This is a genomic window from Pseudoalteromonas sp. JC3, from assembly GCF_030291895.1.
Lineage (GTDB): Bacteria > Pseudomonadota > Gammaproteobacteria > Enterobacterales > Alteromonadaceae > Pseudoalteromonas.
This window is the reverse complement of record NZ_CP127855.1, coordinates 2,130,324-2,145,051: the sequence shown is the minus strand read 5'-3', so window position 1 is coordinate 2,145,051 and position 14,728 is coordinate 2,130,324. Positions and strand designations below refer to the sequence as shown.

Here is a 14,728-nt window from a genome sequence, read left to right as displayed (position 1 = left end):
TAGAAATGGTAAAAATAGCTCTTGAGAGATAAAAATAACTGGGACAATTAGCCAAAGCAACCTAGCTGCTAAAGAAGATGCCAACCAATAATAATTGTACAAATATTTATTCAAGACACCGATCCCGAGTGTTCACCTAACAATTTAATATCGAGCGATTGGGTCGTTTTTCTACAGCAATCTGTCTCGTTTTTGTCCCATGACTATTGATAGCAAATTTAGGAAGTACTTACCAGCATTGAAGTTACGTTACATTGATCTAAATGTGAACACGACAAAAACGACCCACAGGGTCGTTTTCCTGACTATGGAAGAAACTCAATTACAATGGATGTATATACAGTTATTTAGGTGAAAGGATGAACGTCAGCTTTTCGCTCAAAGCCACCCTTAGAGCATTTACGTTAACTCATTTCGGGGCAGAAACATGTTAGTGCCGCAGTCCGCACCAGACCAATAACTGAAATGTCAGTATTCATAGCGTTCTATATTTGTACTCTGTCAGGTTAAAAATTAGCGCTTATTCACTTAATTGTGTTCACTTAATTGTGTTCACTTAATTGTGTTCACTTAATTGTGTTCACTTAATTGTGTTCACTTAATTGTGTTCACTTAATTGTGTTCACTTAATTGTGTTCACTTAATTGTGTTCACTTAATTGTGTTCACTTAATTGTGTTCACTTAATTGAATAAGTCACTTTACTCACTTGGATGATAATGGCGAATACCATTGTCATCCACCATGACGTAACAGTTATCGTGGTTTTGAAACGCTTTGTAAAACACCTCGTCATATAGGAGCTTTTCACTTTTCGTTTCGCCACCAACTCCTTGATAACTAACCAACATGTGACATTCGTGACAAATAAGCGGATTCACCAAGCGCTTATCAGCAGCTTTGACTACTGCGGTTACTTCATACACTTTACCGTGCTCTTTATTTTTGAACCAAGTCATACACTAATTTCGCTCCAATTAAATCACTTAATGCTGTTCCTACAGACTTAAATAAAGTAATTTCGTTCTCGTTACTTCGACCTAGGTTATTTTTAGTCATTTCGCTAAGCTCTGCAACCACCTTATCGGGGCTAAATTTACCTTCACTGATTGGTAACAACAATTCGCCCGCCTCGTTCAATACATTGGCGCGACTATCTACAAAAACGCGGCTCTTAGTTACCGTTGTGGTATCAATTTCTCGACAATCTTTATGATGATTGCCAATGCAATCTATATGCGTACCATCGCTCAACCACTCTCCATTGAACAAAGGCGTATGACTGCCTGTTGCACAGCTGATCACATCTGCCGAAGCAATAACAGACGCAGTTGCCTCTTGATGCAATGAAAATTCCATTCCCGGATGCTGCGAGGACAATAGATCCAGCAACAGGCGTCCTTTTTCAGGGTTACGTGCAATTATTGAAATTTTACTATAACTTCTAACACTTAAATGCGCATTAATCATGTAACTAGCTAAATTACCTGAGCCAAAGAAAACCAAATGTTTGGCATGCTTAGGCGCTAAATACTCCGCGGCTAATGCTGACACAGCAGAGGTTCTCCACAATGTTACTTCGGTGCCGTCCACAAGCGCGAGCGGCTCACCGAACTGCCTAGAAAACAGCATGATTTTTGAGTAAAGGCTGGCTTTATCGTACTGGTTGTTATCTGGGAAATAGGTAAACGCCTTTACGCCAATCACATCGGCATTCCAAGCAGGTAAAACAGCAAAAGCGTCATGATTGTTGTGACTATTATCTAGCTCAAAAACTTGCCGTGTTGGTGTACCTGCTGGTTGCGCAAAACCCTGTTTAAGCGCCTGAATTAAGCTTGGGTAGTTGAGGCTATCCGCGACCTCTTGGCGAGCAATAATTTGCATCCTAACTCCTTAGTTCGTTAGCTGAAATACTTGTGGCGCGTGGGTTAAGCATTCAAAACCATTTTCAGTCACCAGTACATCTTCTTCCAAGCGCACACCACCATAATTTGGAATGTAAATACCCGGCTCTATGGTAATGATATTGCCAGCTTCTAATTGGTGATCGACCCCAGGTTTAATAAACGGCTGCTCGTGTAGAAATAGCCCCACACCGTGACCAAGTCCCTCACCTGCGTATTGTGAAAAGTCACTATGACTTAACACATCGTGTGATGCGTTATTTAAATCTATGCAGTTAACGCCCGCTTTTATTAGCGCCAACGCAGCTCGCTGTGCATGTTGGACCGTGTCATAAATGGATTGTTGTTGCTTCGTCGGCTCCCCTAACACGTAACTTCGCGTCATATCAGAGCGGTAGCCGCTTATCACCGAACCAAAGTCGATAAGTACCAAGTCCCCTTGGTTGAGCTTTGTCTGTCCTGGGTTTCCGTGCGGTAAGGAAGAACGTGCACCAAATAATAGGATTGTGTCAAAAGAGAGTCCTTCGGAGCCTAGCTTTTGCATCTGATACTCAAGCTCAATTGCCGCTTCTCGCTCGGTGATCCCTACTTTTAACAAAGGCAGTGTATGGGCAAGCGCCGAGTCAGCAATCTCGGCGGCGCGTTTAATACAGTTAATTTCATAACCATCTTTAACTTGTCTTAGCGATTCCACCCAAAGCGGCGCGGCAATAAGCGTGGTATTTTTTGCGCTGATGTTTAATAAAACATAATCTGCGTGACTGATTTGATGCGCTTCAAATGCAAGCTGTCGCGGCCCATCCAATAATCTAAAAATACAATCAGGTAGCGTTTCTTTATCACGATTTCTTAAAATAACTTCGACTCCCACCGCTTCATCGCTAGCACGTTCAAAGTAACGATAATCGGTAATGAGTCGGTGTTGCCCATTTGAAGACATCAACAATGTTGCTGCATGACCGGTAAAGCCGGTTAAATATACAATATTCTCGTAGCCATAAATAATGATAGCGTCACTTTGGTGTTGTTGTAATTTATTGACTAAGCGTTGCTGTCTGGCTGCGTAATCTACATTCATCGTAGTAAAAATCCTCTTACTAATGGATCGTGGTCGTCTAAAATAAATTGGTGTCGGCCTGTAATATAGGCCACGCCCGAAACTATTGGGATCAACGATTTACTATCATCACTAAGTTGATAACAAACATCTAAACCCAAGCCTAATATACCTTCAATAAAGATACGTTGGTTTGCGGCAAGCTCATTTCTGGCGGCGAGAATTGCAGCCCTACCACTGACCCCAGTCCCTGTTGGACTGCGATCTAATTCGCCATCGGCAAAAATGCACACATGCTTACTGTGAGCAGAGTCCGATTTTTGAGAATTGGAATAAAAAATCACACCATATAAAAATGCGAGGCGCGCATCGTCATGCACTAAGCTAATCTGTGTTGCAATTTCTTGTTTAAGCGTTAAACCTAACTGCTGAATGTAAGCTGCATTTTCTGACGTAAGAGCTAAATCGATTGTATCAGCGTCAATATAGGCATAAAACGCACCACCAAATGCGATATCCACTGAGATTAAACCAAATTCAGATGTCTTGACTTGCTTATCAAGTGTCACTACCTCTGCTGGTACATTAGCAAATTCAGCTTGGCCGTCTCTTAGCCATGCGGTAATTAGCCCTGCAGGCGTATCTATCAACAACTGTTTCTTTGCGGGATTGTGCTGTAAAAATAGTGTAGCTAAAGCAATAATCGCATGACCACACATTGTTGAGTATCCTTCATTATGAAGAAATAACACGCCAAAATCGCTTTCTGGTAACTGCTTTTCAACGATAAGCGCACCATACATATCAGCATGACCCCTAGGCTCATACATCAGCGCGGTGCGATAGTGATCAAGATTTTCTACGCAGTATTGCCGTTTATCTAAAATAGTGTTGCCTTGAGGTTCAGGGAAACCATCGACAATTACCCGCAAAGGCTCTCCGGCGGTATGCATGTCAACCGTCTCTATTACTTCCGCGTGGCTCAGTATTTGCTCAAAATCTATTGTTAACGTCATCATACTCTCCGTGACATGAAATAAGCCAAACGTTTTGTTTGGCTTAAACCAAGAACTAGGTGCATAGCACCCAGTCTTGGCTATCACCAGGGAAATTAAAACGTAAACCTTGCAACTAACGACGCGTAACGCTCAGTTTGTCGTAACGTTGTAATGCCGTAGTCAGGGTTAACGATTAAGCCATTTGCACCATCTAAAGATCGCTGTTCATTGATCCCAAGCGCTTTATCACTGTTTAGTAGGTTATAAACGGTGCCCTTGAGTAACAAGTCATGTCCCATAATATCTGTAGAGTAACTGAGTGATAAGTCTATCGTGGTTGCCCAAGGAAGATTACCTACACTACCGCGAGGGGCTGGGTTGCCATTTTCGTCGTAATGCGAAACATGGCCATAATCTTTACTTACGCATGCATCCCAAGGGCTTCCTGCGGTACAGCTATCTATACCGACTGGGTGCTTAGAGAAATAGTTAGTCGGGCGACCTGACGACGTTCTTGCAACCAGACCCAAAGTTAACTCATCTGTGATATCGTAAGAACCTGATACTTTTATTGAATGGCGATGGTCATTCGGTAAATTACCATAGCCGTGATCCATCAGATCCGCGTAATCATAAGAAGTTGTCCAACCTGGATCTGCCTGATCGTTATCGGTTTTCACTAAACCTTCTGTATTACCATAGCTGTGTGACCAAGTATAAGAAGAATTAATCCGTAACTTGTCGGTAATATTTCCTTCTAAGGTAAATTCAAGTGCAAGATATTTACGTTCTGCTTGTTGCAGGGCAAGCTCTTGTGCACTGAGTGTCACTTCATCGACTTGGCCATCGCCATCGAAGTCATAACTCATGGTGATCGCTTCACCCGGGTTATTTAGCACATAGTAAGAACCCTGACCGACATTGTCTTGGATACCGAGTTCGGCCAATTTCTTCGCAAGCACAGGACCAACATCCGTATCTTCAACACTGCGTCCAAGGTCTCGATAAATCGCTCTAACCCCAAATGCCATATCGTCAAAAACGGTGGTCTGATATCCTAAAGTCAATTCATCAGAATACATCGGCTTAAGGGTGGATGAAGCAATCAAACCGGGTTCTGTAATTCCGCGTTGACGCCAGCGTCTATCTCGAAGCATTTCCCCTCGACTTGGCGAGCCATCACTTAATAAAACAGGATAGCCATCACTGTCTACTTGATCGAGGTCGAAATACTCAAACCACTCTACTGAAGCCGAGCCTTGAGTGATGTTCATGTTGGCAGAAACAGGTTGAAAGTACCGCCCGTAAGTAAAGAAAACTTTGGATTCGCCATCACCGTTTAGGTCATAAATCGCTTGAAATCTAGGCGCAAGTTGGTTATCCATATCTACAAACGCTCTACCGTCAGTAACGGTATTTTCAAACTGACTATAACGCAGGCCCAGATTTAACACGAGTTGGTCGGTGACTTGCCAAGAATCATTGACGTAGAAAGCAAGCGAGTTAACCTCAGAATCAACCGTCCTTGTTCTTATTCGACGTTCGATATAATCCTGACCGAGCGCAGCACCAGAAATGCTCCCTTCACCAGCGGTTTTGATTGTCCACCAGCCTTCTGCGTCTCCAAGGCCATTTTGACCTTCAAAGTGATCTACCGTAACTTTAGTATAATCAACACCGAACAAAATGGAGTGGTAATCCAAATCGATATTAAAGTCGACTCTCGCTTGATCACGGATAAACTCTTGCTCAGAAACACTGCTGGCTGTATGACTTGATAAAGTAACGAATCCCTCTCTTTCATCCCAAACACCCGGCACTGTTGATGCGACAATATTTTCAACGTTTTCGGTCACTCGGCCCACCACAGCCGACACCGAGAAAAAGTCAGAAAAGTAACCACTATAATTGACACTGTAAACCTTGCCGCCATCTTCACCAGGAGCCGCAACCCCTTGTTTATCACCAATCACATCGCTTTCCCAGTCATAGGCATAGGTTTGCCGTGTCCATTCTCTTTTGTTATTCATGGCGGAAAAACCGATGGAATGGTCTTCATTGATGAACCAATCAACTTTTGCAAACCAGCGATCTTCATCTCGTTTTCTGTCATTGAAGGTCGTTTGCCCAGCCCAACGATTAACCTCCCGTCGAGGTGCATACAAACCATAGTAAAATAAGCTGTCCTCTATTAGTGCACCACTTGCCCAAACTTGTAGCTCTTTAAAAGAGTCGTATTCTTGCTCAGTATTAAGATTCACTGTGCCATTATCTAGGTAGTTTGAGTCGTGATAACTATGGGTTGAAGCAGGGTCTATTCTCACTTCTGCCCCTAAGTTAAATTCGTTATCCCCAGATTTAGAAATTGCGTTAACGATGCCACCTAGTGCGCCACCAAATTCAGGACTAATTCCCCCCGTTTTGATTTGAGTTTGTGAGATAGCTTCCCAAGGCAAACGAATTGAGCCTAAACCAGTTTGAATACTCGTGACATTTAGACCATTAAAATAGTAGCCATTCTCAGCCGATGAGGACCCACCGAAACTTGAGGCTCTATTAAATGAATCACCACCAGGCTCAGCTGTACCGGGTGCCAATAACGCTATACTTTCAAAGCCGGTATTTACTGGCATGACTTTAAGCTCGGCGTCTGTAAACGTTACTCCAGCAGTTGAAGAGGCCATATCCACACGTCGAATCGCCGTGCCAGTCACCGCTATCCGTTCTATGTCCTGCCCTTGTTGTAATAATTGAGCGTCTAAGATTAGCGCCTGTCCAATATTAAGCTCGACATCCTCTTCAATAACGGATTCGAATCCAGCTTTATTAATTGACACGCTGTAACGGCCAACAGGTAGATTACGCAAAATGTATTCGCCCTTGCCATTAGTTTGTACAGCAAACTTCAGCCCCTTGGATTTGTGTGTAAAGGTCAATTGAGCCTGAGATAACTCAGTACCTTGACCATTTACGATGCTCCCTTTCACAGTACTATTGCCATCTGCAGCAAATGCAGTAGAAGTCCCCAATGCTAGAGCAAGTGCTGATGCAGTGAGTGATTTACACAGTGTTTGCGCTGTTTTTTTGTTATTACGCATATTGTTGTCCTTTTGTTCCCATTGATTTGAGTGTTTTTTGGTAACGAACAAACAATACACAATTGATATATTGTATACAATATTAATTATGCAATTAATATTAATAAAAGTGATAACACTATGATTTATATAAAGATTATTTATATAACTTTTATTCCAGTCTGTTTCCTATGCCACTTGTAATCAGCGCAATTATCTGAAAAAGTAGATAGAAAACAACTTAACCAACTGAAATATAACACATTTAAAGCTCAACCTATTTTATTAGTGCCCATTCCAGTAAAATTGAATCTACTTCAACCCAGCCTTTAACTTACTCGCTTTACGCTTCATATAAATTCGCCATAACCCAATCAAATTACTCACCAAAAAAGTACTTTCTAACACAATCGCCATGGGAGAGCCGATATAACAATTATGTATCAGCCAACACACCGTACCTAACATCATCACACACCGAAATACCACTTGCTTTCGAATAAATGCACCAAATGTCAATAAAATACTACCAATAACAGCATAAAGTTCGTAATTTGCATTTAATTGTACTAAAGGTGGCACTGTATTGAGTAGTAGAAACCCGATAAGCAAGCGCTTTGACTGCGACTTGATAAACACCAGATATCTGAGGCTCGCAACCGCCATAAGCAAAGCACCAGCCATAGCATCAAGTAGATAGAAGTGAATTGCAGTGAGTGCAGTCGACAAGCTTAGTGCCAATAACACCTGCTGGCGTTTCATAAATTGAAATGAGGCGAGATCGAGTAAAACAGCAAGGGTAACCAAAACTTGAGATAATAAGAACATGACAAACTCCTAAAAGAAGCATTGTCACAGGCTGTTAGCTAACTGTAATTCACCTAAGTTAATTTTCGACCGCTATTTTCCTAAACGGTACTTTTATTGTAATTTCGACACCTTGTAATTTCGCCGTTTTACAGCGGATCTCGCCTTTTAAAAGTTGCGTAACCAAATTATAAACAATATGCATGCCTAATCCGCATCCGCCTTGATTACGTTTTGTGGTTACAAATGGCTCAAACAAGGTCTTTTGCATTGCTTCGTCCATGCCGACACCATTGTCGCAGTATACAATAGTCCAGTGGCTATCCGTCGCCTCGACTAACACGCTAACCGTACCAGAGGCACTCCCCTCAAAGCCATGGATAACGGAGTTGTTAAATAGGTTTGCCATTATTTGATAAACCGCGCCTGGATAGGTGGAGAGATTTACATCAGCATTCCCATCTATAGACAAATATACTTCTTTATTTTTAGCCAATGGCTTAAGTGAGTCAAATACGTCATTGATATATTCAAGCAGGTTAATATCACGCTCAGTCTCACTGGATTGATCTACTGCGACTTGCTTAAAGTTACTAATAAGGCTTTCAGCTCTTTGCAGATTGCGACTAATCAGCAGATACCCTTCTTGCTGTGCATCGATGGAGGAAACCAAATCTTTTTGCTTAAGGGTTTTATTCTCAAGCTTTTCTACCAACTCAGATAAACAATCTTCGTTATGAGAAAGCGCTGTGATAGCAATACCCAAAGGTGTATTGATCTCATGCGCAACCCCCGCAACCACAACACCTAAAGAAGCCATTTTTTCACTTTCAATCAAGTCTTCTTGCGTTTGCTTTAACTCAAACATTGCTTGCTCAAGTTTTTGATTCTTTTTATATAGCTCATCGGTGCGCATCGCAACTTTTATCTCAAGTTGCTCGTTTAACGACTGCAAGGCTTGTTGATGTGCTTTCAAATCAGCAATATCTTTCAGTGCCCCCGCTATCCGCGTTGCTCTACCATTATCATCTCGTGCAACTACCTTTCCTCTATCTAATACCCAGATCCACTCTCCCTGTTGATCTTTAACTCGAATAGACAATTCATATACGTCTTCACGGCCGTCCACACAAGATTGCAGGCGCTCCTCAAGTAACACACAATCTTTAGGGTGTACAAACTGGTCAAGCTCATTGAGAATAAGTTTATCTTGGAGATCACTAAAATCGATCCTTGGATTTACGCTGTAACGATAAATTTTACCCGACTCAACATGCCAATCCCAAAGTTCATCACCACTTGCCCACAATGACAACTCTAACCGCTCTTGTAACGCTGACATTTTCTGATTATCCCGCAGCACTTGCTGATAACGCCGTTGTCTCGCTCGAACAAATGCTGCAATGATAAGCACAATGACTAGGGTATAAAGGGTCTTCGAGTAAGCGTTCCACCAAATTGGTGCAGCGATATAAATGCTAAACTCGTGAACGGGCGACTGCATATTAAAGCGATTAACAGTATAGGTTTCTACTCGATAGGTGCCAGGCTCAAGCTGGAGTAAATTTATTTGCCTTGCTCCATTTGCAAGTTTCAGCCACTTGTCGCTTAGTCCTTTAATACGGTAATAAAAGCTCAGCTTCTCAGAGCCAAAGTCTAGACTTGAATATTGCAACGATATGATATTTTGGTCATAGCGTAATCGTAATGACCCCGCAAGCTCTGGCGCAACAGAGAGGATCCCATCGAGACTTGGCTGTAAAGGCTCGCCCAGTAATTCGATTGTGGAAACTAAAATAGGCCGCGCGGTATTTGAAATTGATACATTCTGGGGGAAGAACTGATTAAATCCTTTGGCTCCACCCATAAAAATTCGGCCGTCAGGGGCTTTCCATGCGGCATTGTAGTTGAATTCGTGCGCTTGTACGCCGTCAATTGGAAGAAAATTATCAATGGCAAAATCCATTACATTAATGCGCGACAGCCCACCACTGGTGCCAAGCCACATATATTCATAGTCATCATAAACCAGCCCCCACACGGCTTGGTTTCCTAGTCCTTCTTGCTCTCCTATGGTTCGGACAACTTTCATTTGCTTATCAACTAAACTAATGCCCGCTTCACTTGCAACCCAGATACGTTGCCACGGGTCTTCATCTATCATAAAAACTAAATTCGACTTTAAGCCATCCTGCGTAGTCAGATTATGGAGCTGGCCTTTACTAAACTTGAACAACCCCTCACCTATAGTGCCAAACCATAAATCTTGCCCAACAACTTTAAATGAAGATACATGTGAAGGTGCATCTGAACGATTTTCGAAAAACTGCACTAGGGTTTTAGACTCCACGTCGTACCTCATAAGACCTAGTGTTCTGGAACTTACCAAAATCTGTGATTGGTATTCGATAACATCATTAAAGCTAAGCTCTGGACCATTATTCGAGTTGGGCATCAAATGGCTGTATTCCCCTTGGGTTAAAGCATACCTAACAACGCCATCACCTCTTGTTGTTACCCACAAGGTATCATCATAGATCTTTACTTGCGTGATAAAGCTCCCTTTGATTGCAGATAAACTCGGGAAAATTCGATGTGCTTCGATAAAGCTCGATTTTTGATAAATATATAAACCCGATGACGTACCTATCCAAAAACGCTCGCTACTGTCTAGTGCGAAATTCCTAACATCAGGATGCCCCAAAGGAGCATGCGGAAAGTTTTGTTCACCAACGTGACCAAACGATTCGCTCAGCTGACTAAAAAAGTGCAGCCCCTGTGACTCCGTCCCTATCCATAAATCGCCGTTTCTATCTCGTTGAACACTAAGTACATTGTTATCTTGTAGACCATCATATTGTTCTGCACGGCGATACCAATGCCGCTTGATACTACCTTGCAGATCTAAAATAAACACTCCTGTATTGGAAGCAACGAGTATCTCATTCGCCCTTACTTTAATTTGGTGAATGCTGAGGTTTACTTTCGCACTGACCGACTTTTGCCATTGCACTTTATTGAACTGAGTGTCGAAACTAATGATTTTATCATCCGCGTCAACCACGAATATCCTTCCGTGGGAAAGCGACAGTGTTTTAAACTCACCTTCCAACAGAACGTTCGCACCTACTTTGTCTTTTGGCTGACTGACTAGGCCATCTGCATTGAGGTAAACAAATGCATCCCTTGTTTCTTGGACTTCACGAACAAATTTACCAGTTAAATAAAGTTTTTCAGGCATTAAGGTTTGGTAGTTAACTCGGTAAGCATCGCCCTCTTCTGTTGATACTGTCACTGATTCACCATAACAGGCCACTTTTTTAACTCTATCGGAGCTAACCGCCTCATTCTGCGCCGCTAAGATAGAGCGAAAGGTCCCCGCTTCAGTATCGTAAATGCTAAGCCCAGTACTTGTTCCAACCCAGATATATTTGCCACTGTGGCATAGTGAGGTAATAAAGCCACCAGAGAGATGATGTTTGGAGTTCTGCTTTACTTCAAATTGAACAAAATCATGACCATCAAAACGATTTAGGCCAGACTGTGTGCCAACCCAAATGTACCCGAGTTGATCTTGCGCAATGGCAGTGATAGTGACCTGACTGAGGCCAGAATTATAGTCATAACGTCGCATAACCTGCGCCGTATCGCTAAATTCGGGAAAACTGGCGGCACAAGGAAAACTCGGTAATAACAACAGCAGCAACACACAAAACCATTTCAGTGTGCTGTATGGTACAACGAACAGAGACATGCGCTTGAGTAGAGTCATATAGTCGAGATGTTAGCCCGCGTTATATTAACTATAGCAAAAGCGAAAAAGAGCATGTATTTTTTGATGGGTTTAGCGCATCACGCAAGCTCACTCGTACAGCCAAGCTAAGCTACAAATAGCTAAAATAGGTTTATTCAATTCTAAAATCTATTACCAAGGCTTATAACTCAAAATGACTGTGGATCCCCGTGCCGTGCAGTAGCTCATACTTCTCTAGCAAGCCGTTTTCAAGCGTTACTAAACTAATCGCAGAGTCTGACACCAAATAGCCATGTTTTTTTAGCGATGAAGGATGCTTACTTACCGATAGCTGCCAGCGTTTCGTAAAGAGATTCAGAGGACTATATTTGGCATACAAAATCGTGTCCATCTTATCTAAAATATTGATAAGCGGCTTTGGAAATTCGTTTTTTATCCCTGATGCGGTTAGCTGCCAAATGCGGTTATCATGACGACCAAAACGAGCCTGAACCGAAAAGCAAAACGAATAATGTACATCGCCTGAGAGTATAATGGTTTCTTTAGGTGTATCTGGACGCTTAAAAATTTCAATTAGCTTTTTCGCAGCCCCTTCATGTGCCATCCAATTTTCCACATCCACCACCAACGGTTCACCACAGGTGTTAAATATGGCTTGTATGGTTTCGATTGCCTTTACCCCAAATACTGGCGCAGGACTGACCATCAATACTGCACTGTGGTCAATAAGCGTGTCTTGCAGCTCCATCAACATTTCCCAGTCGAGTAAACCACTTGGTTCATTGAAATCCTGTTCATTACGCCACCGATGTGTACGAGTATCTAGCACCACCACTTTTGGAAACGTATCTAAACAATAATGCCAGTGTGTGAATCGACGAACTTGTTTGTCAAACGCCGAAAAGTGCCATTCGTTGTCAATCAGGCTTGAATTAAAAGCTGATGTCAGCGCCCCGCTATACTCAAACGCATCATTACCAATGCCTTGAAACAGCCAATAGCTAATGATGCCATTACTGATAATGCGTCGACTCACTTTATGGTTCGCAATTGCCTGTTCCCATTTAGCCGTCAAGTTCCAATCATCGGTCACATCATGGTCGTCAAACATCATTAGTACAGGCACGTTCGCACACAACCGCTCAGCGCTAGGCAACGTTTCAACAAAGCCTTTTAAGGCGTCAAGTTCGGACTCAAATATTCGCCTAACTTTGTCGTTACCACCATCATAATGAAGCGCATCAAAGTTAACCAACTGCCAAGCAAGATGAGAGAAGTTTAACAGGTAACAGGCGACAAACTCTTCGAAGAAAATTAGGTGATTAAAGGCCTTAACACTAGAAAAGTGCGGTTCATCCTTTCGAAACCAATAGCCTGGTGAAAACTTTGAGCGCTCCTGCCATGGCGTCTTTGGTAAATATAAGTGACGATGGTAAAGCTGAGCTTGTTGATCAGCTGGTAGGTGCATTGGCAATTTCGTTTCTTTAAACAAACCCAATCGCGCTATAAGTTGGTTAATAGCCAACAACATGGCGCCGGCAACATCATCTGCATAGATCTGATCGCCAGAAAAAATACACAAGTCAGCGCCTAGCTCACCGAGTTCGCGTTGCTGCTCTTGCCACTGATCTGCAGTATGTAGACTGTCTTTTGCGTGGTGATGCGGGTTACGGCATGAGCCATGTAATATTTGCTTGAGCAAAGCAGGTATCGCAAAGCTAAGCTCTTCTCCATAACGCAGATAATCTGGCTTATACGCGGCACCGTTAATAAGCACTTGATACTCGAGCAGCTGCGCTGTTGGCAGAGCCTTCTCGCTGCATATCATCAAAAAATGCAAAAAGCAGGCTGCACCGAGCTGAAACGTCTCAACCTCACATCGACTGTGATGGGCCAATAGCGAAGCCGAGATGTCCACGGCTTCACAAGTAACAACCTGAATACAAATTTTATTCTGCTCAGCTCGGCGAACCAGCGGGCCCATCAACACCTGAGGTAGCTGATTAAGTTGTGCTACCATCTTGGCGTTTCACCAAATTAAATAAAGAGTAAAAGTTATTCGTGGTTTGCTCTGCAAGCGCTTTGTAGCTCATTCCTTTTAAGTCAGCAATATAATACGCAACGTCTTGTACGTAAGCAGGCTGGTTAGTTTTACCACGATGCGGGACAGGTGCAAGATAAGGTGAATCGGTTTCAATCAGCAATCGGTCCATAGGGATTTGCTTAACGACTTCTTGAAGCGCCGTCGCATTTTTAAACGTCACAATACCTGAGATTGAAATGTAAAAACCAAGATCTAGTGCCTGTTTTGCCATCGGCCAATCTTCAGTGAAACAGTGCAACACGCCACCGCAATTTTGCGCATTGTGGGCACGCATGATGTCTATCGTGTCCGCTTTTGCATCGCGAGTATGAATGATCAGTGGTTTTTGTAGCTGATTAGCCACATCTATGTGTCCAGCAAAGCTTTCTTGCTGTACCTGATGCGTATCTTTTGAATAATAATAATCTAATCCAGTTTCACCAATAGCAACGACTTTATCATTACTCGCCAGTTGTATTAGCCTTTCAACATCCAATTTATCTTTTTGATCTAGTGGATGTACCCCACAAGATGCAGAAACATCATCAAAATGAGCTATTTTTTCTAACATGGATGGAAATTGGTCTAGCGTCACGCTAACGCATAAAAAGTGTTCTACTTGTTTTTGTCTCGCGTTGCTGAGTACTTCTTCAAGGCTTAGGCCTAACTTTTCAAAATCGAGTCTATCTAAATGACAGTGAGAGTCTACAATCATACTGGCTCTACATGGTGTAAGTTGGTTTATCTGAATGCAAAGTCGCACCCAAAAGCTTATTTATTTTATCGTTCAGAGCTGGCGCGTCAACAAACGCAACGCCAACCCCAGATGGATTAGAATTTTGCGCGCCTTGCGGTGTTAACCAAGCAACCACAGCGTTGACTTCGTCCGCCTCTAGAGCGTCAGGCAAGGTGACTCTGAGCTTTAATTCTTGCCCCATATCAAAATGGGCATTGGACTTGATAAATATGCCACCGGATTTCAGAAATGGCATATAACAACGATATAGCTCATCTAAATCTTCAAAATCCGCAAGTAACTCTTGCATGCG

The 14,728-nt window shown here is 42.6% G+C and carries 10 protein-coding genes; all 10 read right to left on the bottom strand.

What is annotated here, in order from left to right:
* Positions 1-700: 700 nt before the first annotated feature.
* Positions 701-958, bottom strand: coding sequence for a hypothetical protein (locus QSH61_RS08910; RefSeq protein WP_045961857.1), 258 nt, complete (start codon positions 956-958; stop codon positions 701-703).
* Positions 939-1,883 (bottom strand): bifunctional Delta(1)-pyrroline-2-carboxylate/Delta(1)-piperideine-2-carboxylate reductase, encoded by a 945-nt coding sequence (lhpI, locus tag QSH61_RS08905; protein ID WP_206472871.1) that lies wholly within the window; start codon positions 1,881-1,883, stop codon positions 939-941. The genes QSH61_RS08910 and lhpI overlap by 20 nt, the downstream gene beginning before the upstream one ends.
* A 9-nt stretch (positions 1,884-1,892) precedes the next feature.
* Complete coding sequence (locus QSH61_RS08900; protein WP_206472870.1) at positions 1,893-2,981, bottom strand: M24 family metallopeptidase; 1,089 nt, start codon at positions 2,979-2,981, stop codon at positions 1,893-1,895.
* Complete coding sequence (locus QSH61_RS08895; RefSeq protein ID WP_206472869.1) at positions 2,978-3,976, bottom strand: proline racemase family protein; 999 nt, start codon at positions 3,974-3,976, stop codon at positions 2,978-2,980. Before QSH61_RS08895 ends, QSH61_RS08900 begins: the two co-directional genes overlap by 4 nt.
* Positions 3,977-4,071: 95 nt before the next feature.
* Positions 4,072-7,056, bottom strand: a complete 2,985-nt coding sequence (locus QSH61_RS08890; RefSeq protein ID WP_206472868.1) for a TonB-dependent receptor — start codon at positions 7,054-7,056, stop codon at positions 4,072-4,074.
* A 291-nt stretch (positions 7,057-7,347) separates the two neighbouring features.
* Positions 7,348-7,863: a YgjV family protein gene (locus tag QSH61_RS08885; RefSeq protein ID WP_174168927.1), complete on the bottom strand. Its 516-nt coding sequence runs from the start codon at positions 7,861-7,863 to the stop codon at positions 7,348-7,350.
* 58 nt (positions 7,864-7,921) lie between these two features.
* Positions 7,922-11,596 (bottom strand): sensor histidine kinase, encoded by a 3,675-nt coding sequence (locus QSH61_RS08880; RefSeq protein ID WP_211200946.1) that lies wholly within the window; start codon positions 11,594-11,596, stop codon positions 7,922-7,924.
* 181 nt (positions 11,597-11,777) lie between these two features.
* Positions 11,778-13,616, bottom strand: a complete 1,839-nt coding sequence (locus QSH61_RS08875) for an alkaline phosphatase D family protein (RefSeq protein WP_206472867.1) — start codon at positions 13,614-13,616, stop codon at positions 11,778-11,780.
* A complete protein-coding gene (locus QSH61_RS08870) occupies positions 13,600-14,394 on the bottom strand; it encodes a TatD family hydrolase (RefSeq protein WP_045990081.1) in 795 nt (264 codons plus the stop codon). The genes QSH61_RS08875 and QSH61_RS08870 overlap by 17 nt, the downstream gene beginning before the upstream one ends.
* A gap of 7 nt (positions 14,395-14,401) precedes the next feature.
* Positions 14,402-14,725 (bottom strand): PilZ domain-containing protein, encoded by a 324-nt coding sequence (locus QSH61_RS08865; protein ID WP_010604673.1) that lies wholly within the window; start codon positions 14,723-14,725, stop codon positions 14,402-14,404.
* Positions 14,726-14,728 lie beyond the last annotated feature (3 nt).